General features: G+C 42.7%; 21 protein-coding genes. 8 read left to right on the top strand and 13 right to left on the bottom strand.

Annotated elements, in window-relative coordinates; all coding sequences use genetic code 11:
- The first annotated feature begins 89 nt into the window (after positions 1 to 89).
- The 3 genes from gmd to D0T66_RS12475 all read left to right on the top strand — a co-directional run bounded on the left by gmd (position 90) and on the right by D0T66_RS12475 (position 3,568).
- Positions 90 to 1,241 (top strand): GDP-mannose 4,6-dehydratase, encoded by a 1,152-nt coding sequence (gene gmd / locus D0T66_RS12485; RefSeq protein ID WP_163357629.1) that lies wholly within the window; start codon positions 90 to 92, stop codon positions 1,239 to 1,241.
- Positions 1,242 to 1,249: 8 nt separating this feature from the next.
- Positions 1,250 to 2,350, top strand: a complete 1,101-nt coding sequence (locus D0T66_RS12480) for a GDP-L-fucose synthase family protein (RefSeq protein ID WP_370520802.1) — start codon at positions 1,250 to 1,252, stop codon at positions 2,348 to 2,350.
- Positions 2,351 to 2,425: 75 nt separating this feature from the next.
- Complete coding sequence (locus D0T66_RS12475) at positions 2,426 to 3,568, top strand: OmpA family protein (protein WP_255489822.1); 1,143 nt, start codon at positions 2,426 to 2,428, stop codon at positions 3,566 to 3,568.
- A 248-nt stretch (positions 3,569 to 3,816) separates the two neighbouring features.
- On the opposite strand, the gene D0T66_RS12470 is transcribed toward D0T66_RS12475, so the two are convergent.
- Both D0T66_RS12470 and D0T66_RS12465 read right to left on the bottom strand, forming a co-directional pair.
- Complete coding sequence (locus D0T66_RS12470; RefSeq protein ID WP_163357626.1) at positions 3,817 to 4,704, bottom strand: DUF3078 domain-containing protein; 888 nt, start codon at positions 4,702 to 4,704, stop codon at positions 3,817 to 3,819.
- 23 nt (positions 4,705 to 4,727) lie between these two features.
- A complete protein-coding gene (locus D0T66_RS12465; RefSeq protein ID WP_163357625.1) occupies positions 4,728 to 5,684 on the bottom strand; it encodes a glucosaminidase domain-containing protein in 957 nt (318 codons plus the stop codon).
- A gap of 19 nt (positions 5,685 to 5,703) precedes the next feature.
- On the opposite strand from D0T66_RS12465, the gene cdd reads away from it, so the two are divergent.
- Positions 5,704 to 6,183, top strand: a complete 480-nt coding sequence (cdd, locus tag D0T66_RS12460; protein ID WP_163357624.1) for a cytidine deaminase — start codon at positions 5,704 to 5,706, stop codon at positions 6,181 to 6,183.
- Here cdd and D0T66_RS12455 read toward each other — a convergent pair.
- The 11 genes from D0T66_RS12455 to D0T66_RS12405 all read right to left on the bottom strand — a co-directional run bounded on the left by D0T66_RS12455 (position 6,180) and on the right by D0T66_RS12405 (position 18,904).
- Positions 6,180 to 6,872 (bottom strand): M48 family metallopeptidase, encoded by a 693-nt coding sequence (locus tag D0T66_RS12455; protein WP_163357623.1) that lies wholly within the window; start codon positions 6,870 to 6,872, stop codon positions 6,180 to 6,182. The two genes, cdd and D0T66_RS12455, sit on opposite strands and share 4 nt — an antisense overlap.
- 1,150 nt (positions 6,873 to 8,022) lie before the next feature.
- Positions 8,023 to 8,775: a uroporphyrinogen-III synthase gene (locus D0T66_RS12450; protein WP_185154842.1), complete on the bottom strand. Its 753-nt coding sequence runs from the start codon at positions 8,773 to 8,775 to the stop codon at positions 8,023 to 8,025.
- On the bottom strand, positions 8,772 to 9,491 hold the full coding sequence (locus D0T66_RS12445; protein WP_163357622.1) for a DUF4271 domain-containing protein: 720 nt from the start codon (positions 9,489 to 9,491) through the stop codon (positions 8,772 to 8,774). The genes D0T66_RS12450 and D0T66_RS12445 overlap by 4 nt, the downstream gene beginning before the upstream one ends.
- Positions 9,492 to 9,549: 58 nt before the next feature.
- The gene (gene metK / locus D0T66_RS12440) at positions 9,550 to 10,818 is read right to left on the bottom strand and encodes a methionine adenosyltransferase (protein ID WP_163357621.1); all 1,269 of its coding nucleotides are present in this window, start codon (positions 10,816 to 10,818) and stop codon (positions 9,550 to 9,552) included.
- A 214-nt stretch (positions 10,819 to 11,032) separates the two neighbouring features.
- The gene (locus D0T66_RS12435) at positions 11,033 to 12,682 is read right to left on the bottom strand and encodes a lipopolysaccharide assembly protein LapB (protein ID WP_255489821.1); all 1,650 of its coding nucleotides are present in this window, start codon (positions 12,680 to 12,682) and stop codon (positions 11,033 to 11,035) included.
- 56 nt (positions 12,683 to 12,738) lie between these two features.
- Positions 12,739 to 13,716 (bottom strand): PstS family phosphate ABC transporter substrate-binding protein, encoded by a 978-nt coding sequence (locus D0T66_RS12430; RefSeq protein WP_163357619.1) that lies wholly within the window; start codon positions 13,714 to 13,716, stop codon positions 12,739 to 12,741.
- Between the two features lie 355 nt (positions 13,717 to 14,071).
- On the bottom strand, positions 14,072 to 14,905 hold the full coding sequence (locus D0T66_RS12425) for an energy transducer TonB (protein ID WP_163357618.1): 834 nt from the start codon (positions 14,903 to 14,905) through the stop codon (positions 14,072 to 14,074).
- Positions 14,906 to 14,929: 24 nt separating this feature from the next.
- Complete coding sequence (locus D0T66_RS12420) at positions 14,930 to 15,598, bottom strand: biopolymer transporter ExbD (RefSeq protein ID WP_163357617.1); 669 nt, start codon at positions 15,596 to 15,598, stop codon at positions 14,930 to 14,932.
- Positions 15,599 to 15,623: 25 nt separating this feature from the next.
- The gene (locus tag D0T66_RS12415) at positions 15,624 to 16,247 is read right to left on the bottom strand and encodes a biopolymer transporter ExbD (RefSeq protein WP_163357616.1); all 624 of its coding nucleotides are present in this window, start codon (positions 16,245 to 16,247) and stop codon (positions 15,624 to 15,626) included.
- Between the two features lie 76 nt (positions 16,248 to 16,323).
- Positions 16,324 to 17,136, bottom strand: coding sequence for a MotA/TolQ/ExbB proton channel family protein (locus D0T66_RS12410; RefSeq protein ID WP_163357615.1), 813 nt, complete (start codon positions 17,134 to 17,136; stop codon positions 16,324 to 16,326).
- 379 nt (positions 17,137 to 17,515) lie between these two features.
- On the bottom strand, positions 17,516 to 18,904 hold the full coding sequence (locus D0T66_RS12405; protein WP_163357614.1) for an aspartate kinase: 1,389 nt from the start codon (positions 18,902 to 18,904) through the stop codon (positions 17,516 to 17,518).
- A gap of 201 nt (positions 18,905 to 19,105) precedes the next feature.
- On the opposite strand from D0T66_RS12405, the gene D0T66_RS12400 reads away from it, so the two are divergent.
- The 4 genes from D0T66_RS12400 to D0T66_RS12385 all read left to right on the top strand — a co-directional run bounded on the left by D0T66_RS12400 (position 19,106) and on the right by D0T66_RS12385 (position 24,975).
- Positions 19,106 to 20,887 (top strand): ABC transporter ATP-binding protein, encoded by a 1,782-nt coding sequence (locus D0T66_RS12400; protein WP_163357613.1) that lies wholly within the window; start codon positions 19,106 to 19,108, stop codon positions 20,885 to 20,887.
- Positions 20,888 to 21,011: 124 nt separating this feature from the next.
- Positions 21,012 to 23,456, top strand: a complete 2,445-nt coding sequence (locus D0T66_RS12395) for a DUF5686 and carboxypeptidase regulatory-like domain-containing protein (protein ID WP_163357612.1) — start codon at positions 21,012 to 21,014, stop codon at positions 23,454 to 23,456.
- Positions 23,457 to 23,477: 21 nt separating this feature from the next.
- A complete protein-coding gene (locus D0T66_RS12390) occupies positions 23,478 to 24,383 on the top strand; it encodes a 1,4-dihydroxy-2-naphthoate polyprenyltransferase (RefSeq protein ID WP_163357611.1) in 906 nt (301 codons plus the stop codon).
- A 94-nt stretch (positions 24,384 to 24,477) separates the two neighbouring features.
- Positions 24,478 to 24,975 (top strand): metallophosphoesterase, encoded by a 498-nt coding sequence (locus tag D0T66_RS12385; protein ID WP_163357610.1) that lies wholly within the window; start codon positions 24,478 to 24,480, stop codon positions 24,973 to 24,975.
- The last annotated feature ends 1 nt before the right edge of the window (position 24,976 follow it).

Below are 24,976 nucleotides of genomic sequence, written 5' to 3'. Positions count from 1 at the left end.
TAGATCTGTTTTTCTAAAAAAACGTACCTTTGCCCCAAACATAGCGTTATATACAAAATTAATATATACTAAAAAAAAGACTGATTTACATGGGAAAAGTTGCCCTTATCACAGGTGTTACAGGACAAGATGGAGCTTATCTGGCTGAATACTTAATTAAAAAAGGTTATACAGTGCATGGTATCAAGCGTCGTTCGTCGCTTTTCAATACCGACAGGATAGATCACCTCTATCAGGATCCGCATGAGTCTCACCGTAATTTGATTCTTCACTACGGAGATATGACCGATAGTATGAATATAACACGTATTATTGGTGATGTAAAACCGGATGAGATATACAACCTCGCAGCCATGAGCCATGTGAAGGTTAGCTTTGATACACCCGAATATACAGCAAATGCCGATGGTATAGGTACGCTTCGCATATTGGAAGCTGTCCGCCTGTTGGACTTGGTGAAGAAAACAAGAATATATCAGGCCTCAACTTCCGAGTTATATGGCTTGGTACAAGAGATACCTCAAAAAGAAACAACTCCGTTCTATCCGCGCAGCCCATACGCTGTAGCTAAGCTATATGCTTACTGGATAACAGTGAACTATCGCGAAGCTTATGGCATGCATGCAAGCAACGGAATACTGTTCAACCACGAATCGCCTTTGCGCGGCGAAACATTCGTTACCCGTAAGGTAACCCGTGCTGTAGCGCGCATTGTACTTGGCTTGCAGAAGGAAGTCTTTATGGGAAATCTTTCGAGCCAGCGCGACTGGGGACATGCCAAAGACTATATAAAAGCTATGTATCTGATCCTTCAGCAAGAAGAATCGGATGACTACGTAATATCAACCGGCGTGACAACGACTATCCGCGATTTTATCAAGATGGCTTTCAATGAAGTCGGTGTCGAAGTCGCTTTCAAAGGAGAGGGCGTCGACGAAGTCGGCATAATAGCATCGATAGATGAGGCTAAATTTGCTAAGCTTGTCGGTGAAGAACAGCTGGCAATGTTTAAGAAGAGAATCGGAGAGGTTGTAGTAGGAGTAGATCCTGCTTACTTCCGACCTACTGAAGTAGATATTTTGATTGGAGATAGTACAAAAGCACGAACAAAACTGAACTGGACTCCTGAATACGACCTGAAAGCTCTTTGTCAGGACATGGTCGCTAACGATTTGAACCTGATGAAAAAAGAAGAGTATCTGAAGGATGGCGGCTACAGGATCTTGAATTATTTTGAATAAATTGGATGATCGATAAAAATGCGAAAATATATATAGCTGGTCACCGGGGTTTAGTCGGTTCGGCTATATTAAAAAACTTACAATCCAAAGGCTACAGAAATTTTGTCGTCCGTACTCATGCTGAATTGGATTTGACTTCTCAGGAAGCTGTTGCAGCTTTCTTCAAAGAAGAAAAGCCCGACTGTGTCATTCTGGCTGCTGCCAAAGTGGGTGGCATTGTCGCCAACAATAAGTACAGAGCACAATTTATATACGAAAACCTGATGATACAAAACAACGTTATCCATCAGGCATATAAAAATGGCGTGAAAAAGCTGGTCTTCCTCGGAAGTACCTGCATTTACCCGAAAGAAGCGCCTCAGCCGATGCGCGAGGACTCTTTGCTTACATCTCCGCTCGAATATACCAACGAACCGTATGCTATTGCCAAAATAGCCGGTATAAAGATGTGCGAAAGCTATAATATCCAGTATGGAACCAACTTTATAGCTGTGATGCCAACGAATCTGTACGGCCCGAATGATAACTTCAATCTCGAAACTTCCCATGTCTTACCGGCAATGGTACGCAAAATACATTTAGGTAAATGCCTCGAGAATAACGACTGGGAGACGATTGCGAAGGATTTGAAAAAGCGCCCGATAGAAGGAGTCTCCGATAAATCCACTAAAGAGGAAATCGTGGAGGTGTTATCTAAATATGGTATCAGGCATAAACCGGACGGAACTGTTCAGGTAGAACTCTGGGGGACAGGCAATCCGATGCGTGAATTTCTTTGGAGTGAAGAAATGGCAGACGCAACCATATTTATCATGGAACACGTAAACTTTTCGGACTTAGCGGGTGTTATAAATAACAAAGAAATCCGAAATACGCATATAAACATCGGAACAGGGAAAGAGATTTCCATAAAAGATGTAGCCGGCCTAATAGAAAGAATTATAGGATTTAAAGGTGAAATCTGGTTTAATCCCCAAAAACCTGATGGTACGATGCGTAAACTGACAGATGTCTCCAAACTGCATTCGTTAGGATGGAAACACAAAGTCGAAGTCGAAGAAGGGTTGGAGAGAATTTATAGATGGTACATACAATACAATAACAACTAATTCTGAACTAAGAACTTAAACATAGAACTAAATTAATTAATTAATAAAAATTGAACGGTTATGAAAAAAGTAAGTTTGCTTTTAATTTTGATTCTTGCCACGCTGACTGTTTCTGCTCAAGAAACATCTGGGCAAAGTGCTCAGGCTGGACGCAAGACTGTATTTGAGAAAAATGGATTCTGGGATAACTGGTTTATCGGAGCCGGTGCTGCTGCCAATGTATCACTCGGTGACAAAGGTGCTGAAGCTGATTTCCAAAGTCGTATAAACTTTGTTCCTACAGTACAGGTAGGTAAATGGTTTAGCCCAATGTGGGGATCTCGTTTGAAGGTAGAAGGCGGAAGACTTCACAACTTCATGAACAATGGTAACACGATGTTGAAAAACAACTATGTAAACGGACACGTTGACTTCATGTGGAATGTATCGAATACATTCGGACGTTACAACGAAAAACGTTTCTATAGCTTTATTCCTTATGTAGGTATCGGATACCTTCACGCATGGGATTATGACAACTATGCTGTAATGGGATTGGAAGATGCTAAAACAAGAAGTATCACTACTAATGCCGGTATCATCAACAACTTCCGTTTCTCTAACAGATTGTCTCTCGATGTTGAGCTTTATGCTACATTGGTAAAAGACAACTTGGATAAAATGGGTCCTGGAAAAGTTAACTACGATGCTATCGCAGGTGTTTCGGCAAGCTTGGTTTACAAACTTGGTAAAACAGGATTCTCTGAAGCATTGTTGAGAGATCAGGCTGAGATTGATAGAATGAACGATGAAATCAACAGACTTCGTCGCGAAAATGCTGAACTCTCTACTCGTCCTGAGCGTTGTCCTAAGTGTCCTGAAGCTCAAACTATCGTGAAAGAAGTGAAAGGTTCAGCTCCGGTTAACGTAGTATTCTTCCGTTTGAACAGCTCTACTATCGACCGCGGACAAGAAGTGACTATCTACAACGTTGCTAAATATCTGCAAGATAACCCTAACGTTAAGATCAAAGTTGTTGGATACGCTGATAAGAAAACTGGTACTGCTTCTTACAACGAAAGATTGTCTGAAAGACGTGCTAAGAACGTAGCTGACAGATTGATCAAGAAACATAACATCAACAGCAGCCGTGTAGATGTTGAGTACAAAGGCTCTAATGTACAGCCATATTCAACTAACGAATGGAACCGTGTAGCTATATTTGTTGTTCAAGACTAATAAAGTACTACAAGGTAACGAAATAGAAAACTGCCCCTCCGAGAGGGGCAGTTTTTTTGTGCCTTATAGGAAGGTAGTATAACGATGACGCAGTAGAAATCGTGCCGCTATCATAGAGCCCTATGCTAACCAGTGTGTAGGGCTTCTCAATAGGCGATAGACCGTTTTGCTATGTTAGTAAGAATATGGTATAAAAAAAGTAGCAGGAAGTTATCCCGCTACTTACCCTATATTAAGCTATCTTCTCCTTAGAAGTTATATGCAAGCCCTATACCCAGCACTTCTTTGAACTGTACTTTGGCGCCGCTTTTCCAGTTACCTGCGCTGTCGTATGTTTTCACATCATCGTCGTATTTGAGCGTCGTATTCAAAGATGCCGACAAGAACTTATTGATCTTCATGCTTATCATAACATCCCAGTTGATATCGACATTGCCGAACGAGTCGTCATAAGCTGTAAAGAAGTCGGCAGTAGAGATAACCTTCACATTCTCCATTATAGTTCTCTCGAGACGTCCTTTCAGGTATGCACCCAATTCAGCTTTGAAACGGTCGCCCTCATCTACACCGAAGCTTCCTCCCGGCCTATTGGATAGATAGGAATCTTCGACAAATGTCATTTTGCCCGCGGCAGGCGATAGGTAAACCGAGAACCAGTCTTTGCGGTATTCCATACCGAGCGAAACGTTTACGTAAGCAGGCGCGAAGAACTTGGAGATGTAATTATCCTTATTCGGGTAATCATATCCTTTGTAGAACTGGGTTTTCAGGTCGGCCATTGCCGTATAGAACCACTTGTTGTCTGTCGAATAGCCGAGCTGGGTAGATAAGTCTATCTTATCATTGGTTTTGCGCATACCATCCGATTTGTTTTTCGTTAAACCATAGTCAAGAGCCAGAGTGTTTACCCACAGCCAGTTGCCGCTCTTCCGTTTCAATGAGCCGTTTAGATAGATATTTCCAGCTAAGGAATTTTCTCCTCCTCCTGACCAGTTACTAAATGATGTCTGCGATATATTGAGGCCTGTTACCCCATCCAATATCCATTTACCGTCGACATCTTCTTCTGTTTTGTCTTGTGCTGCAGCACAGAGCGTTGTAACAAAGAGTGTTACAATTAAAAAAAACTTTTTCATTATAATTGTTAATTTAGTTCAAGTCATCGTAATTTCAGTACATCTCCCTCTGTAGGAACATATTCTTGGTCTTTCTTGTTCATTTTATATAAGTTCTTCACTTTGATACCATAGAGTTGAGAGATGCTGTGCATAGATTCCCCCACTTGCACAACGTGCTCGTAGTATGGCTTGTCGGCCTTGCTTTTCTTTTTCTGGAAATATACTAAATCTCCTTTTTTCAGCGGGAAGCCTTGCGGAACTTCGTTCCAGTTGGCTAAGTCTTTCGCCTTGAAGTCGAATTCGCCCGCTATATCCTCGTAAGTATCACCCTCCTGCGCTATGACGTATACCAGATTGTGTGTGCGGTATGGAGTATGCTTGTTCAGATAAGTCTTCTTGGGCGTATTATTTGCCGGCGAGACTTGTGTATTCTTGCTATCTGTCTTGCCTCCCGAATAGCCCTTGTCGTATTGATAAAGTTCGTAGTCTTCTATCAACTTTATCAGCCTGTTGGCATAAGCTTTATTAGTGGCGTATCCTGCATTCTGCAGTCCTTTGGCCCAACCGCGGTAATCGGTTATCTTCAGGCTGAAAAGCGATGCATAGCGCTGCTTTCCGACTAAGAACTTGGAATGGTCTTCGAACGATTCCGATACCTTCTTGTATTTGCGGAAGCATTCATTGCGGGCATCGTCGTTGTGATAGACCTTCTCGCCTTTCCAGTCGTTGTGGCATTTTATCCCGAAGTGATTGTTCGACCGTTTTGCCAAATCGCTTTTCCCTGCGCCCGATTCCAGAATCCCTTGGGCTAAGGTGATACTTGCGGGAATCTTATATTTCTTCATCTGGGTTATAGCTAAATCCTTGTAGTCCCTGATATAGTCTTCGTTGACCTTGCTTTTCTTCACTTGGGCGGATGCCGTATAATGGGCGCCGGCAATAAAAAAAAGCACTGATAGCAGGCAGAATATCCTATTTGATATGTATTTTTGTCTCATATACTCAAACTCGATGAAGATGAATGTTAAAACTATTTCTACAAAAATACGGATTTATAAGATAGCGGAATGCGATAATGAGAAGAAAATGCTGATAGAAAAGGCGCAGGAGGCTACACAAAAGGCTTACGCCCCTTATTCCCACTATCATGTAGGCTGTGCGGTTCTCTTGTCCAGCGGCATTGTGGTGACCGGGAATAACCAAGAGAATGCCGCCTATCCTTCAGGGCTTTGCGCCGAGCGGACAACCCTTTTCTATGCCAATGCGCAATATCCCGCCGATAGGGTAGTGGCCGTTGCCATAGCAGCATCCTTCAATAACAGCTTCTCGCGCGAAGTTTGCACGCCATGTGGTGCTTGCCGTCAGGTGATGACCGAGTTCGAGAACAAAGGAGGCGCCCCGTTTAAAGTGCTGATGTGCAGCGACGAATACGTTTACGAAGTCGATTCTGCCAAAGACCTCTTACCTCTTAGCTTCGGTGCGGATTCGATGATTTAAAAGCGCGTGTGGTGCTTGTCCAATTCTTTGGTCAGCATTTGTGCTTTCCCATCCGTGACTTTATCCAGGAGTACCCAAAATGCCTCTCCGTGGTTCATAACCCTTGTGTGGCAAAGCTCGTGGAGAATAACCAATTCTATCAAATGTTCGGGTAGGAGCAGGCAAAAGTAGGAGAGGTTGATATTCTTCTGCATGGAGCAGCTTCCCCAGCGCGAACGGCTCTTGTTTATCTTTACCTGATTGATTTCGAAGCCATGCTTGCCGGCCAATAACTTGGTCCAAGCGGGCAATATCCGTTTGGCTTCGCTGCGCAATACCGCCTCTATGCCTTCGCGGATGCGGTTTTGAAGTGCCGTGTCTTGGAAGTCGCTTTGTGCCGGACAGACAATATACAATACCTTTTCCTTCAAAGTCAGGTAAAATCTCGCCCCTTCGGCTATAATCCTCACCTCAAATGGATATGTCCTGAATTCGGCTTCGGGTGTAAATAAATGGTTTTGCGGGGTTCTCTCTTTTAGGCTTAGTAAATCGGGCAGCATCCTTTCCAACGTCTTTTCCACCTCCGGGATTTTCATCTTGGCAGGGTAAGTTGCAACGAACGCATTCTCCCGGTAGCGGACGATAACGCGTCGCGCCCGGGCATTCGGTTTCAGTGTTACTTTTCCTAATTTATCTAATTCCTTAGTCATATAGCCATTTATGCGAATCAGTGACTTCTTTTATCCCCCTAAAAGGTGACATATGTGTCGCTTTTTCGTATTACTTTTTGTTACTTTTTTTAGCGTCTTTAGATGTTTATTTTTCTGATTATCAGTGTGTAATATTTCGAAAACCGGTGCAAAGAAACGATATTTTCTATCGAGTTACTTTTTCTTAGTACAGCTTAATGGTTCTTGTCATGCTGAGTGAAACGAAGCATCTCGCCGCTTTATCGGGAAGAGACTTCTCACCTTCGTTCGAAGTGACAATAAAAAAGTAACATTTCTCTACTTCTCTCCATCGCTTTGGAGTATTTTCCTATAGAGTTACTTTACTTGTCAACTTGTTTACTCGTCAACTGAATAATTACTTAACCGCCACGAGCACCAAGTCTTTCTAAGGACACTTTCCCAAAAAGTAACACAAGTATACTTCTTTCGGGCGTTTTCTATCGAGTTACTTTTTCTCAGTACAGCTCAATGGTTCTTGTCATGCTGAGTGAAACGAAGCATCTCGCCGCTTTATCGGGAAAAGACTTCTCACCTTCGTTCGAAGTGACAATAAAAAAGTAACATTTCTCTACTTCCCTCCATCGCTCTGGAGTATTTTTTCTATGGAGTTACTTTTCTTGTCTACTTGTAAACTTGTTTACTCGTCAACTGAATAATTACTTAACCACCACGAGCACCAAGTCTTTCTAAGGACACTTTCTCAAAAAGTAACACAAGTATACTTCTTTCGGGCGTTTTCTATCGAGTTACTTTTTCTCAGTGCAGCTCAATGGTTCTTGTCATGCTGAGTGAACCGAAGCATCTCGTCGCTTTATCGGGAAGAGACTTCTCTCCTTCGTTCGAAGTGACAATAAAAAGTAACATTTCTCTACTTACCTCCATCGCTCTGGAGTATTTTTTTTATGGAGTTACTTTTTCTCAGTGTACCTCAGTGTCTCCTCTGAGAAACTCAGTGTTACCCTTTTCTCGTAAACTTATTTACTAGTAACTCGTAACTGTGCGAAGCACGAAGTAACTTGTAACTAAAACATAGATAAACCTATCACAAACCGATTCACATTCTTAATAAAAAAGCTTAACCCTGACAATGCAACGTTAAGCCTTTGATACACTATTATATGTAGAAAAATTATTTCTTCTTATGATTCTCTTTCAGGAACGCTTCCAAAGCAGCAGTCATCGACGGCATTCCCGGCAGAGGAGCCTCGCAATCTAACCGTAGTCCGGCATCTTTGATAGCTTTGGCAGTCGCCGCCCCGAAACATCCGATAGCCCGTTCCTCCTGTTTGAAGTTCGGTGCATTTTTGAGCAAAGACGCAATACCCGAAGGGCTGAAGAATATAAGCATGTCGTAAGACATTATTTCGTCTTCGGTGATGTCGTTGCTTACCGTGCGGTACATCACGGCTTTGGTATAATCTATTTTCTTTTCGTTCAGCACAACGGTCAAATCCTCCTGATGTACATCCGAAACCGGCAACAGGTATTTGTCCTTACTATGTTTAGTCAGCGCAGTAGACAATCCGTCCATTTTGCCTGTCGTACTGAAAAATATTTTGCGTTTACGATATACGGTATATTTTTGCAGGTATAGAGCCACCGCTTCGGAGATACAAAAATATTTCATAGTCTCGGGCATTGCTATACGCAGCTCTTCGCACAAGGCAAAGAAGTGGTCGATAGCAACTTTAGCGGTAAATATAACAGCCGTATAGTCAGGTATATTTATCTTTTGAGCTCTGAATTCTTTGGCATCAATACCTTCTACCCTGATAAACGGTCTGAAATCCATTTGAACCTTATATTTTTCGGCAATATCGAAATAAGGGGATTTCTCGGTTTTGGGGCTTGGCTGCGAGATAAGAATTTTTTTCACTTTCACCATAATACAGTCAACTCATCTGTTTTGTACAAAAATAGTAGCCCTGAGGCTAAGAATATGCATGGTATAATTTCCACACTGCAAAGGTAGGCAATCAAAAACAAAAAGTTTAATTTTTCCCGGACAAAATATACAATTAGCCTGCAAAAAAGAATTAATTGCGCTATAATGAACAGTGCGATCATAAATAGGGCAATTTCTGTATGCCAGTAATCGGCATATAGCAGCAAAAGCGTAGGTATGAAATAACTGATGCCCAGAAACTCCATGAGAACGATGCTCCAGTGCTTGAAAAGCGTTATTTCTTCCTGCATGTTGTATATGAATCCTACCAGATTATATATCAGAAATTTGGCGAATATAAAGAGGCTTACGAACAGGCCAAATAGGGCGATTGTCCTCAAAGGGTGATGTTCTGCTTCATATCCCATTTGTTCGCTGAGTATGCTGTAGATACTTATCGAACTGAGAATGGTAAATTGCAGGATGAGGTAGTACGTATGCCAGGTGTTTTTTACCGTATATTCGGTCTCTATCCGCTTATTCCTGTTGAAAGAAACGAGCGCATACAGGTTGACTTTCATCGTGGCAAAATCCCCTTTGTAAATAAAAGCAAAGGATATTAAGCAGATGAGAACCAGTATAAAAGCGGCGTTTGTCTGATCCAGACTAAATGGTAACGGGATTCCTTCGTGTGTGGTTATCCCGTTAGCCATTGAGCATATATGTTTTAGTCCGGTCATCATAAATCCTTGTTGGGGAATTTATTATTTATCAGAGCGAAAAGGCTGATTTTATTTCATTTACATAGTCGAGTTTCTCCCATGTAAACAACTCCACCTCGCAGGTTATCCCTTCCGGGTTGTAGCGCGAAGTAAAATGCTTTTTCACCACTTTCGGTTCGCGTCCCATATGTCCGTATGCAGCCGTTTCCGAGTAGATAGGATTACGCAGTTTCAGGCGTTCCTCTATCGCTTTCGGGCGCATATCGAATAAGGCTTCCACCTTCTTGGCTATTTCGCCGTCAGAGAGGTTTACATTGCTTTTTCCGTACGTATTCACGTAGATATTCATCGGGCGGGCAACACCTATCGCATACGAAACCTGTACCAATACCTCGGATGCTATTCCGGCGGCCACTAAGTTTTTCGCAATATGGCGGGCTGCATACGCTGCCGAACGGTCTACCTTCGATGGGTCTTTGCCCGAGAAAGCTCCACCGCCGTGCGCGCCTTTTCCACCATAAGTGTCTACGATGATTTTGCGGCCTGTCAGACCTGTGTCGCCGTGAGGGCCGCCGATAACGAATCGTCCCGTAGGGTTGACGTAATATTTGATATCTCCCGAGAAAAGTTTCAATACATCTTCGCGGAATTTATATTTCTCTTTCACGCGCGGGATAAGGATGTTGATAACATCTTCGCGGATTTTCTGCTGCATGGTTTCGTCATCGCCGAAATCGTCGTGTTGTGTAGAGATAACGATTGTGTCGATACGCAAAGGCGTTCCGTTGTCGTCATATTCTATCGTTACCTGCGATTTGGCATCGGGACGGAGATAAGGCATCAGGTGCAATTCGTTCTTACGGATAGCAGCCAATTCCAACAATAAAGCGTGCGACAAGTCCAGCGCCAATGGCATGTAATTGTCTGTTTCGTTTGTGGCATAGCCGAACATCATCCCTTGGTCGCCGGCACCTTGATCCATCGGATCTGTTTTTCCGTCCACACCACGGTTGATGTCGTCCGACTGTTCGTGGATGGCTGACAATACTCCGCACGAATCTGCATCGAAGCGATATTCGCTTTTGGTGTAACCTATGTGGCTGATTACTTTGCGGGCCGTTTCGGGAATGTCGATGTAAGCGTTGGATTTTACTTCTCCGGCCAATATGACCTGTCCGGTTGTTACTAATGTTTCGCAAGCTACTTTAGAGTTCGGGTCGTAAGCCAGAAACTCGTCAAGCAAGGCGTCGGAAATTTGGTCGGCAACTTTGTCAGGATGCCCTTCCGATACCGATTCGGATGTAAATAAATAACTCATAATCTGTTATTAAATTATTAATAATAAATAGGAGGATGAGTATATGTTTGCAGGGGAGAAACATGTTTTAGCATTTTTTCCTGTGGTTGCAATCATACAAATCTATCCACGTAATTTAATTCTGGTGCAAAGATACAATATTTTCTTTGATTCGGACAAAAAGAAAAACCGGTATTAACAATAATACCGGTTCTGTCATATATTTTAAGGCGTATTATTTCAATACTTCCATGAATTGCTGTCCTGTTGCATTCGTCGGATCTACTTCCAACAATGCTTCGGTGTATTTCTTCATGTTTGCTTTAGCTTCGTTGGCAGCAGTCGTTTTTTTCGCATTGGTATTTTCTACCCATTGCAGATAGTTGTAGTATGCGAGATAAGTATATGCTTCGACAAGTATACCTGCATTTTCTTCGACTTCGCCGCTTTCAGTAATCACACGGGCAGTATCTTCGTAATAAGGTTTAGCTAAACCTTCGGTAGTGTTAGGGTCTGCCAGAGTGTGGATACGGGCTCTCCAGAAGTAGCCTAAGAAATTGTCAGGAAGACGTTCTGTCACAGTTGTGAATGCTTTGTCTCCCGCTTCGATATACGAGTTGCGGAGAGCAACCATATCTTCGTCTTCTTCTTTGATAAGGTTTTGCGCTGCCAGATAGTAGTAGCGTCCCAATTGATAGAAGTCGAGTGATTCTACAGCTTCGCCTGCAGTTTCGATATACTTAGCATATACGGCAGCAGCTTCGGCGTTTTTATCTTCGTTGGCAAGTCTTGTCGCTACATCTTTGTAGATAGATTGTTTAGTTTCATCCAATTCTATCAATTTAGCATATTGCGCCAAAGCTCCTTGTACATCGCCTGATTCGAGCAGGATTTCGCCATACGTTTCGTAGTCGCGAGGGATGTATTTCTCATCTCCTGCCAGTTGACGGTTAAAGAATTTATCAGCGGTAGCCAGTGCATTGTCGTAATCTTTGGTGCTGGCTTGTGTATACATCAACAGGCGGTTCAACACGAAGTTGTTCGGCTCTTTTTTCATCCCTTCCGAAATCAAGCGTTCAGCTTCAGTATAATTATCGGTGAAGAAATAAGCTCCAGCATAGCGCGTAAGGTCGTCGATAGAGTAGTCACCGGCAGCAAAGTATTTGCTGTACGAGTCGATAGCAAGCGCATAGTGTCCGGTAGAGTAGTTCAAATCTCCCAGATACTTGTTGATGATAGCGAATTTAGGATTGATTTCGAGTGCTTTGCGGAGCATGCTTTTAGATGATTCCGAATTGATTCCTTCATATACCTTTGCATATTTCACATAAGCAATTGTGCTTGAAGGATCGAATGTATATGCCTGCTCGTATTGAGTTGCAGCATCACCCGCTTTGTTTTCTTTAGCATAAATATCACCTTCGATGATGTATCCTAATGCTGATTTTTTGTCTGCTTTGCGCACTTCTTCCGCTTTTTCCAAAGCTTCTTTTATCATACCGTTATCCAGGTATGCTTGTGCGATTTCAGTAAGGACAACTACATCCTTTTTGTTCTTTTTTGCAATATTGTTCAGCGTTTTAGCCGCTTCTTTAGTATTGCTTTTCAGATCCATTTTAGCAATACCTATCTGATTGATTGCACTTTCGGCATTGGCAGCCAATCCTTTTTCGTAGTTGGCTTTAGCTTCGGCCATGTTACCTGCCTGAAAAGCTAACTGACCTAAGTAATAATATGCCTGTGCCGGATTCTGGCTGATTTCTTTCGTTAATACCTCTTTAGCCAATTTTTTCTCCCCAAGTCTGTAATAGTCTACCCCCGGGCTCTGAGCGAATGCGCCGATACTGAAAGCTAAGCTAAGTATTGCGCCAAATAAAAATTTCATCTTCATACTTTTATTTATTTTCAAGGTTATTATTTCAGGTTTAATAAATTTAATTTCTAATCGGTTGTTATGCGGACCAAACGCGTTAATTGTGTTGCCGGAAGTAATCCAGCCTTGAGTATGATGCGTTGTCCTTTTTCTTTTGTAACAAAATTAACAAATCCTGAGGGTAATCCACCACTGGGATCTGTTATTATTATATAAATATCTCTTTGCAGTGGATATTGATTTAATGCAAACTGATACGGATAAGGCTGGTAGCTGTTGTCCGGCGTTGCTACTTCGTCCTTGCTCACAGCCAGCACTTTTATGCCGTTTATGAAGCTGAGGCTTGTAGTGTCCGTCGGGTTGCTTATCCAGTTTACCCCTATTACACCCATTGCATTAGGCGTAGATGAAACGTAATCCAATACCCTCTGGTTGGGGGTTTTTTCATTGATATTTATAGTGGCTGTATCTTTAGATATGGCTTTTACATTCGATCCGAGCGGATCTTTGCGGCATATCGAGTCTTGTATGAAGCGGACAGTACTTGAGTTGGGGCTGTCGAATACGACAGATATATTACCCAATTTCGAACCTGGGTGTATATCTTTCCAATTGGTTGCTTGCCCGGTAAATACTTTTTTTAGATCGGCAGTCGAGAGGTATGATAACTTGTTCTGAGGATTTACAATGATTGCTACCCCGTCGACAGCTATTTTGTGAGTTAATACACGCTGTTCGCGTGCTTTTATTTTTGCCTCTTCTCCCGGAGTAAGTTCGCGTGCTCCGATGATGAGGCGCATACTGTCGTTTACTAACATCTGGTATGCATCGTACTCGTTGGTGTAGGTAGGGATAATTGTCGCATTCGGGTATAGTGCCTCGAATACGTTTATCTGTTCGTCTATGATGGGCGCCATACACTCGTCCACTACTATTTCAGCTATACCGCTGGTCATAGTATCAGTCCGTGTCGACTTGTTTTCGTAACAGGAGGTGAAAAAAACAATTATAGTCGAAATACATAGAATGAATCCAAGTTTTTTCATAAGCGTCTTATTTATAAAGATTTTTGTTTTTCAGATTTTATTTTCCTAATTTCCAGAGACGATATCCTCTGATTATTGCATATATTGTGACCAATATAGCTATTCCTACTCGTATATTCCAATCTATTTTATCCTCAAAAATCGGTGTCATTGTGAATAGGTATGCTATACCCATATAGATGAATACCATGAGTAAACTCCATATAAATCTGAAACTTTTTTTGTCTTTTTCTTTGTTATTGTCCATTTTCTAAATTCGAAAAAGAAGAGAAGATGTTATCCAGCTTCTCTTCTTTCTACTTTGTATTTCTATTCTAATGTCATTTTCAGACCTCAGTTTGAAAACATTGAATAATTATTGAAGTTTGAATACGATAGGCAATGTAAAATAAACGGCTACTTGACGTCCATTTTGCTTACCCGGGATCCATTTCGGCATCGATTTCACCACGCGCACAGCTTCTCTGTCGCAGGCAGGGTCGATACCCTTCAATACTCTTACATCTGAAATCTCTCCTGAAGCAGTTACAACGAAACGAACTGTTACACGTCCCTGGATACTGTTCTCTTGTGCAGAGATAGGGTATTTCAGGTTGTTACGGATAAATTTGTTCATTTCACCTTCTCCGCCAGGGAAAGTTGGCATCTGTTCTACAGTAGTGAACGGTTTTTCTTGGGGTTTCTCTTGCATCACAACCTTATGGTCTTTCAGTGTTGCAATGTCCACACCAAATTTTTCGTCGGTACCTTTTACGTCTGCCATCGAAACTTGAAGTTTGGTTTCGAGAACTTCACTCACCGCTTTCATTTCTTTGTCTTCGGCTACCTCTTCGTCCTTCTTGATAACAGGAGGCGTAAATTTGATAGTCGATTTCAAAGGTGGAGGCGGAGGAGCAACTTCTTCTTTCACGATGTTTTCTTCCGGAACCTGTTGGTCCATCTCAACTTTCGAGAGAGCGAAGTCTTCGTCTATGTTCTCAACCCTGTTTCTGTTAGCGAGCTCACTTACAGCACTTATCAATCTTGGCACTACAGCCAAAAGGATGACAAATATAATCACTGCAATGTATGCTACTACATAACGTTTGTCCGATGTCTGACGCAAGTGGTATGCTCCGTATTGCTTGTTTCTTCCGTCGAAGACAAGGTCTACCCATTCACTAGAATCAATATTAATATCTTTTCCCATAGTTTCTTATTTTAACACGATTCTTTATTGCTTAGGAGCAAGATGCTGACTACCATATTCTCCTTTGGTCTTCAGGTTCTCTATCAAAAATTTGTCTCCATCAGTAATATCCACAATTGCATATTTACCTATACTGCAAATCTGCATTTCATCGAGAATGTCGACCAGGTTTTCATATTTCGCTTCTTCTGTCGCTTTTATGATAACAACCTGAGCCTCTTTGTCGTTTTTGATTTCGTTGGCTTGCTTTTTAAAGTCTTCCTCCGTCATCCTTCTGTCATTTGCTTTTTTCTCTTTCAGTTCTTGCATTTTTCTTACAGCATCCGCATTGCGACTAAGGAGAACGGAACGAACCCCTTTTGCCGAAAAGTCTGTTTCTTTAAGCGTAGTATAATCGCTATAAGAGTCAGTGGTAATTTGTCCGGTGTAATAATAAACTTTATCATCCTGTCCGAGCAATACTGTAATAGCTTTAGACGCTTTCACCTGATCTTTTTCTTCTTCTTTCAGGGTTTTATCGTCCGATGGCATCACAATATCCATTACCTGCGGTTTTGCCAAAGTAGTACAAAACATGAAGAAAGTAATAAGCAACATCAGCATGTCCACCATCGGCGTAAAATCTACCCGAAGTGTTTTCTGTTGGGGTTTACCTTTTTTCTGTTCCCCACCGCCAGTATCTACACTTGCCATTTTTCTGTTCTTTTATGTTTTGTTACTAATTAGACGCTGCAATATCCGGCATCGCTCTCAAACTTGTCATGAGGCTGTAACGGTTCGCTTTTTGAGCTACCATTGTCTTCATCACGAGGTCCACCTTAGGATAAGGTGTATTGGCGTCTGCTTTGATACCGAATTTTATTTCATCTTCGTTTATTTCTCTTGCGAAACGAATCCAGTCGGCTAACTCGTTACGAGCGCCACCTGCTGTATCCGTAGGGATCCCTAATTTCTTCATTGCCTGATCCTGCTCTGTCATACTCAAATTCAGAAAAGCGGGAAGATCTTTTATCGCAACACCTATCGAAGGTTGTGTGATAAATGATTTACGCTGTTTCTCATTCAATTTAAGACCGTAAGCGGCAGCTACTTTATTGAGAAGGGCACTTTTGTTATTGTCGCCATCTACCTGCATAAACACTTGGCCTTCAATGTCGATAAGAATTGTTACGACATTATGTTCAGGTACCTTTGTTTCCGATACAGATTGAGGTGCAATAATTTCAACTGGCTCTTTCGGTTTAAATGTTGCTGTCAACATGAAGAAAGTAAGCAAGAGTACACACACATCGCTCATGGCTGTCATGTCGATGAATATATCGTGTTTTTTTCCTTTTGCCATATTTCTCTTTTTGTTTTATTGAGTAGAATTATTAATCGATTCCACACCCGAAAGTGTGAAACTTTGTTAATTGAAATTATTTAGTTATACCACCGTGTTTTTCAGTATAAGTCTGACCGATAGCGAAACCAATTTCGTCAACAGCATTTGTCATGCTGGCAATTCTACCTGTAAAATATGTATAGAAAATGATAGCAAGCGCACCAGTACCGATACCTGCAGCCGTGTTCATCAAGGCCTCAGAGATACCAATCGCCAACTGAGTTGAATCCGGAGCTCCGTCTTGTCCCATCGCCTGGAATGATTTGATCATACCGACTACCGTTCCGAAGAGTCCGAAGAGTGTACCCAAAGATGAAATAGCAGCGATGATGTTCAGGTTCTTTTCAAGGTAAGGCAATTCCAAAGTAGTTGCTTCCTCGATTTCTTTCTGAATCATTTCAGCTTTTTCAGCGTTGTTTTTGTCTGTAATTGTTTCAACATCTTTATATCTTACTAATCCTGCTTTGAGGATATTAGCTACAGATCCTTTTTGTTCGTCGCAAAGTTTGCTTGCTCCGTCGATGTCGCCTTTTTCGAGTTTGTGTTTAGCAGCTACGACAAATTTAGCAATGCTACCTTTACCGCTCGCTCTGTTAAGTGCAAAAAATCTTTCTACAGCAAGACATATTACTGTGAAGAGGAGTGTTAATACGCAAGGAATAACGACTCCACCCTGGTACAATGTACCGAATAGGTCGATTGGATGTATACCTCTTTCGTCCATGTGCATCGGATGACCACAATATCCGAAGAAAAATACGGCTGCGACAATAGCGCATCCAACGATAATCCATCCTGATGAAAGACCTTTTGATCTTGCTTTTGTTGGTTTTTTATTAGCTTCCATAGTGATAAAAAAATAAATTAGTTTAGTAAATTAATTTTATAGTTTAGTTTATTGTTTTGATATTCAGTTTGCTATTGCTGAAATTTGTATTTTTAACGCATTAAAACATACAAATATACGAATCCATTTTGTTTTTCAATGGCTTGGTTCCGCATTATTGCAATATTTAGTAATATTTTTAACTGTTTAAAGCTAACTCGGAACCTTTCATATTCCATCTCATTCTAAACGGAATTCGTCCTCACTTAGTATAATATATTCCAATGATATAATAATATAACAGCGTTTTACAGGTATCAACAGCATCCATCATTTTTTTGTCGAGAGACAAATTTAAAATAAAATTCGATATTATGCGCTTTTTTATTAGAAAAAAACATCAATTTTGTCCGAGGCACAAGGCGTCGTTGAGCGATCTGACGGCATTTTCGTAATGCTCGCGCCTGATAACGAACTGCATATTGACCTGCCGGAGCGATTGACCGAAACTCTCGACGTTGATACCTCCTTCGTATAGCGCTTTGGCTGCCCTGTAAAGGAATCCGGGGATGGCAATATTAGTCCCCATTACGCACACGATGGCTACCCGTTCGGTGGTTACCTGATAAAAATTACGCTCGAGATCGGCTATCAGTTCCCTCGATTTATAGTTGTCCCAAACGATCATGGTGATAGAGTTCGCATTGGTCGATTTCAGAATATAGCTGACGCCATGCTTCTCAAAGAGCTGCATGATGCGCAAGTCGAAACCTACCTCGCCTACCATCATCGGATCGTGAATTTCAATTCCTAATACCTTATTTGTTCCCGATACGATTTCTATTTTCGGCACTTCCGAAACATAATCCTTAGAGATAAGTGTTCCCGGATGTTCCGGCTCGAACGTGTTTTTGATACGTATATTTATATTTGCCCGTTCGAGGGGTTTCGATGCTTTCGGGTGAATGGCTTCCATACCTATATCGGCCAGCTGATCGGCAATGATAAAGTTGGTTTGTCCCACCGGAACAACCTTATTGACTCCTACAATGTTAGGATCGGCGCTCGAAAGGTGGTATTCCTTATGGATAATCGCTTCGTCGGCCTTGACTTCTACGGCAATCTTGCTGAAAGTGACTTCCGTATAGCCACGGTCGAAAGCACGCATAATGCCTTCTATACCTTTGGTGTAGCCGGTAGCGATGCAAAGCGTCTGGCTGAAATCGATTCCTTTGAAAGCTTTGTGGATGCGCTCGTCGATAGTCAGCGGCAACGAATCGTTGAATCCGCAGAGGTCTATAAAGCGAGCCTCTATGCCGTTGTTCTGGAGGATATTCGCCGAGTTCCATGCCGAATGCGATTCGCCGATGGAGGCGAGTATTTCGCGGGCAGCAAGGCAGATATCTTCGGTTTTTACGTAACCGGATGCCATCACGCCACTCAGGCTGTAAAGCATAGTCTTGGCCATCTTTATACGGTGCGAGATAAACTCTTCGGCAGCCACCAGATCTAATCCTATTTCAGCAAATTGCTGGTTTATTTCGAGCAATCGCATGCAAACGCTATCGAGGCCGATACTGTAATCGGCATTCTCGAGGAATTGGACATATACTCCCGGTTCGCCCGTTTTTTTATGTTCCAGTAGCCAGTTAGTTACATTATTATAGGCCGAGACGACGAATATACGGTTATATAATTCGTCGGGTTTCCGCTTGCCGATTATTATATTATTCAGAACTTCGTTGAATTGAGACATGGAAGTTCCGCCAATCTTTTCTACTGTCAACATTTGTTTTGTTTTAACTTGGCTGTTATTTTACCAGCGCAAAAATATAAATAAATATTATAAATCAATCGGTTTTTGATGTAAAAGGAATAGAATGAAGTGAAAAGCTGTATATTGTTGACATTTTAATAGCATGAAACAACAGATTTCGGTTTAAAACAAAAATCTCTGCCAATCGTTTTATATACTAAAAGACGTTTCGGGATGAATTTGTTACAATTATTCAAGAACCTTTGGCCGTATGTGAAACCATACAGGTGGCTGGTTGTATTTGCATTGGTGCTGACGTTTATCGGCTCGTTGACGGCGCAGGTCAACGCGTGGGTATTGCGATATACGGTAGACGAGATAAACGGTTTGGTCGAACAGCATCGCATGTTGCAGGAAGGACTGAATGTATTGATAATGATATCCGTTATCTTGATTAGTAAGGAAATCATAAACTCTTTCATCCAGTTCGGGCAGAAATATTACGGCGAGAAACTGCGTATATTTATTTCGCGCGACTTGGCGCAGGCAGTAGTCGAAAAGGTATTGACCTATCAGATGGCATTCTTCACATCGGGAGGAAATCAGGCCGGAAAACTGCAAACGCGGATAGACCGGGGTGTGGAAAGTCTGACGCGCCTTGTGCAGAATTTCTTTATCGATATATTACCCCTCTTTGCCAATTCCATAGTCGCTTTGATAATGATGTTCAATGCGAATTTTTATGTCGGGCTCGTGGGATTGTGTATCGTGCCTATCTATTATTATGTCAGCCAACTGCAAGCCAAAAAGCTGAAAAATGCAAGGCGGACAATCAAAGAGTTGCGAGAGAACAAAAGTCAGGGAATACTGAGCATAATAGAATCTATCCCTGTCATCAAGTCCTTTATCCGCGAGCATATCGAGGGCGAGAAACAGATGGGATTGCAGACGGCATTGACTGATACGCAGATGAAAACCCGCAAGACAAGCTTTTTCTTCGACGGGCTGAAAAGCTTTATCGAGCAAATCGGCGTGGTGATAATTATTATACTGACCGCCTATTTCGTCCTGACAGGGCAGATGACGATAGGGGCGATTATGTTTCACATCCTGTTGTTTAATAACGTTTCGGCTCCTATCCGCCAACTGCATCGGATATACGACCAGATGAACGATGCTTTGATTTACTCCGAAGGATTCTTCGAAGTGTTGCATGCCGATCATCAGATCGAAGATTCGGGTTCGTATAAGCCCGCACGGATAAAAGGGGAATTTCAGCTGGAAAACGTTAACTTCACCTATCCCGGCAATGCAACACGTACACTACATTATATTAATATGCATATACAGCCGGGCAAGATTACGGCGTTGGTCGGATTGTCCGGTGCGGGCAAGAGTACTTTAATCAACCTGCTGGACAAGTTCTATAAGCCCGATTCGGGGAAAATCCTGTTGGATGGAGTGCCGTTAGATGAATACGACACCACTTTCTTGCGCGAAAATATTGGATTGGTGCTGCAAAAGAATCATATATTCAGCGGGACGATAGAGGAAAACATCCGCTACGGGAAACCCGATGCCACCTTCGGGGAAGTCGAAAATGCCGCCCGCCAATCCTATATTCACGATCAGATAATGTTGCTCCCCGAACAGTACCAAACCTCGGCGCTTGCCCTTTCGGGCGGGCAGCAGCAGAAGATAGCCATTGCTCGCATGTTCCTGAAAAATCCGCCGATAATCTTTCTGGACGAACCTACGGCAAGCCTCGATGCAGTCTCCACCGAGCAGATAAAGAACAGCCTCGATGCTATCAAGAAAAATCGTACGGTAATCATTATTTCGCACAGCATTTCGCAGATTATCGACTCCGACCGCATATATGTCATGAAAGACGGAATGGTGGTGGAATCGGGTACACACGAAGAAGTTTATGCGCAGGAAGGGGTGTACAAAGACATCTTCGATGCCATGGCGCGCAGCCTGAATATCGACAAAATATCCCGGACATTGGAATAATTTTGCTTCGGGTACGTTATTATTCATAACTGGCTATTGCTACATAAGTAGAAACGATTATTTTTGAGGTCAGGATTAACAATTGACTTATACTTGCCGTACCGTACCACCTAAACGCTCAGTTATGAAAATATTACGAATCAGGCTTATACTAATACTCTTATCATTTACATTCATACACACGCTTTCGGCGCAGAAATTGACAGGGAAGGTTGTCGATGCCAAGAATGAGGCTGTTCCCGGCGCAACCATTTATATTAAAGAAACGAATCAAGGATTGCTCTGCAACGAAGACGGGCTTTATCAGGCAACGCTCAAAGCAGGGAGCTATACCTTCGAAGCGCGGTGTATTGGCTACAAGCCTGCAACTAAATCTGTCACCGTCCCACAAGGCGGAAGTACTGTTCTGGACTTCGTATTGGAAGAAAAGCCCTTTGAACTGGCACAGGTGGAAGTCTCGGCACAGGAAGATCCCGCTTATCCCATTATGCGCAAAGCCATAGAGAAGGCTCCTTATTACGCGGCAGCCGTCGAAAGCTATTCGGCTGATGCCTATATCAAAGGCAACGCCATCCTGACGGGCATGTCCAAGTTTATGGAATTTATGTCCTCCAAATCCGATGATGGGGTGAAGATGGCAGACTTTAAGAACCAGACTTTTGTGCAGGAATCTTACAACGAGATTCAGTTCACGGCTCCCGATATGTATCAGCAAAAGGTGAACGCCTTTACGAGCAGCTTCCCCGATAATCTGGATGCCAAAGATGTAATGGGCGTAATGGGTGGTTCGATATATAACGAACGCTTCAATGGGCAGGCATCGCCCTTGTGCAAAGGGACTTTCTCCTATTACCGCTTCCGATACGAAGGATATACCGAAGAAGATGGGATGACCATCAACAAAATACAGGTGATAGCCAAGGTGAAAGACCCGCAGCTTTTCAATGGCTACCTCTACATTGCCGATGATACGTGGCATGTGACCTATGCCGAACTTTCGGGCGACATTTACGGTATCAAGCCAAACTACCATATCACCTATATGATGCTGGGCGATGCAGCATATTTGCCTGTGACTTATCAGGTCAACTATAAAGTCGATTTTATGGGGATTCATGGACTGTTGGATTATTATGCTTCGCTGACTTATAAAGATGTAAAGGTCAAAGAGAATCCTTTAGCAGCATTGCAGTCCGAAGGAAAGAAAAAGCGAGAGTTAGAGCTGAAAAATTATAGCGACAGATACAAAATAGAATCAGATTCGCTGGCTAAAAAACGCGATTCGCTCTACTGGGAGCAGGTGCGCGTTGTGCCGCTGGAAATAGATGAGATAACCAGCCTCAACCGCCGGGATTCTATTCAACAGCGTGTCGATTCCATTCGCGATAAGCATCAATCTCATAAATTCGAATGGGATGATTTGCTCACGGGTGGGCAAGTCGGACACGATTCATCAACGGTTACGTTTAAGTATGGCGGTCTTTTCCATGCCTTACGGGATTTCAATTTCGTAGATGGGCTATGGGTAGGACAGAAATTCGAAGTCAACATTAAGCGCGATAGTGTAAACAATATCAGAATCGAACCTTACCTCTATTATACCACTTCCCGCAAGAAGTTGATGGGGGGTGGAAAGTTTCAGTACGATTATGCTCCTATGCGACAGGGACGCTTCGAGATAGAAGGCGGTTCGTTATCCGAGGACTTCAATCCCGATGGTATTCCCCGTCTGAATAATGCTTTGCGCTCGCTGATGCGGGGTAAGAACGAAAACTTTTTCTACCAGAAAGATTTTATCGCTTTCCGTAATCAGATCGACTTGGTCAATGGATTGGTGTTGCGCACCGAATTTGATATAGCCCGCCGCGAAGGGCTGGAGAATCAGACCGACTATACATGGGGCAAGAGACGCTATATAAAGCAGAATCCATTCTCCGGCGAACGTTTCGACCGAACGTCCTATATGGTTTCGCTTAACTATGCCCCTTTTGCTTATTACTCCAAATGGAAAGGGAAGAAATATTACCGGAAAATCACTTCACCTATATTTATGGTTGGTTACAGGGAGGCGATAGGTACTTCGCAGAGGGATAACTCCCGCTTCCGCCTGCTGATGGGAGGTGTCAAACAGGAAATTCCGATAGGCTTCTTCCGCAGGTTCGACTATTTAGTCGAAGGGGGCGCTTTTCTTGGAGACAAAAGCCGTATTCATTTTACCGACTTCAAGCATTTCAATACAGCCAATCTGATGTTTACCTTTAAGTCACCATATCAGTCGTTTATGCTGCTCGACAATTACGAAGCCTCGACCAACGACTGGTGGCTGCGTACGGCATTCAATTATAACGACCACTATTTGCTGCTGAAACGCCTGCCTTTCCTACAAGGCAAGATGTTTACCGAAAGCCTGCATGTGAAGAATCTGTATACTCCCGATTTTAAACTTTATACCGAAATTGGCTACTCGGTCGATTTCGTCCGTTCGATGAATTTAGGTATCTTTGCTTCGTTTAAGAAAGGACATTATGAGAGCGTCGGGCTCAGGTTCACGATGAAATTGGACAAATAGAAGTAAAGACAATTCAACTACATGGCATTTATCAACGCATGGATTTCGGCGGCGCGTCCGCGTACACTCTTTCTGGCTGTGGGAACGGCTATCTGCGGGAGTGGGCTGGCATATTACACTGGGCATTTCAGTGTCCGGGTTTTCATTCTGACCTTACTGACGGCATCCGTCCTGCAAATCCTCTCCAATTTTGCCAACGATTTGGGCGATTTCCAGCATGGTACAGATACTACCGGCGAAAGGGTAGGGCCTAAGCGTGCCGTTCAGAGCGGAGCCATTACCGAGCAGGAGATGAAACGGGCTGTACTCGTGGCAGCTATTCTATCGGCTATTGTAGGATTGTTGCTTGTCTATATTGCTTTGCAATTTATCAATATTATCTATATTGTTGTTTTCATTCTTCTTGGCTTACTGGCAATCGTTGCAGCCGTTAAATATACAGCAGGCAAGAATCCGTATGGCTACAAAGGGTTGGGCGATGTGTTCTCTTTTATTTTCTTCGGGCCTGTACCCGTAGTGGGTACATACTTTCTGCACACGCAGCAACTGGATTTTGTGCCTTGGCTGCCGGCAATAGCATTGGGATTCCTTTCGGCTGCCGTATTGAATACCAATAATATGCGCGATTTGGAAAACGACCGCAAGTCAGGTAAAATAACTATCCCCGTCCGCCTCGGCATAAAGGGTGCAAAGGCTTATCATGCTTTCCTCCTGTTGGGGGCGATTGCTTGCTTTGTGCTATTCAATATCTTATACACTTCGCACTGGTGGCAATATCTCTATGTGCTTGTCTTTTTGCTGCTTATCGCTATATTGGCAAAGGTGCTGAATACGCAGGAAAATGCCCGCTTAGATCCTTATCTCAAGTTTACGTCTATGTCGGCGTTTTTGTTGTCTTTGGCATTTGTAATCAGTATAAATGTGTAAAGTGACAAGTTACCTTGCGTTTCGCACGGTTACGAGGAAAAACTTTGTGTACTTCGTGGTTAAGTAATGAAAAAGTGGTATTGAGAAAATAATTATGAAAAAAATAGGCTTACTCTCCGATACCCACGGCTGGTGGGATGAAAAATATACGACCTACTTTGCCGACTGCGACGAAGTGTGGCATGCCGGCGACATCGGCTCGATGGATTTGGCGCTAAAGTTCGAGGCATTCAAACCGTTTCGTGCAGTATATGGCAATATAGACGATAGCAAGGTGCGTGCCGCTTTCCCCGAATTTCTGCGTTTCACGCTCGAAGGGGTAGATGTACTGATGACTCACATCGGTGGCTATCCCGGCAAATATGATCCGAAAGTCAAGAATATGCTGTTCGCTAACCCTCCTAAACTATTTATAGACGGGCACTCGCATATACTGAAAGTGATGTTCGATAAAAAGCTCAACTGCCTGCATATCAATCCGGGGGCTGCGGGTAAATACGGCTTTCATCGCGTGCGGACGCTTATACGTTTCGTCTTGGATGAGGGAAATATCCGCGATTTGGAAGTTATCGAACTGAACGAAAGAGACTAAC

This window comes from Dysgonomonas sp. 25 (genome assembly GCF_010501075.1).
Classification (GTDB): Bacteria; Bacteroidota; Bacteroidia; order Bacteroidales; family Dysgonomonadaceae; genus Dysgonomonas.
The sequence above is the reverse complement of the archived record's forward strand: the minus strand, read 5'-3'. Positions and strand labels throughout refer to the sequence as shown.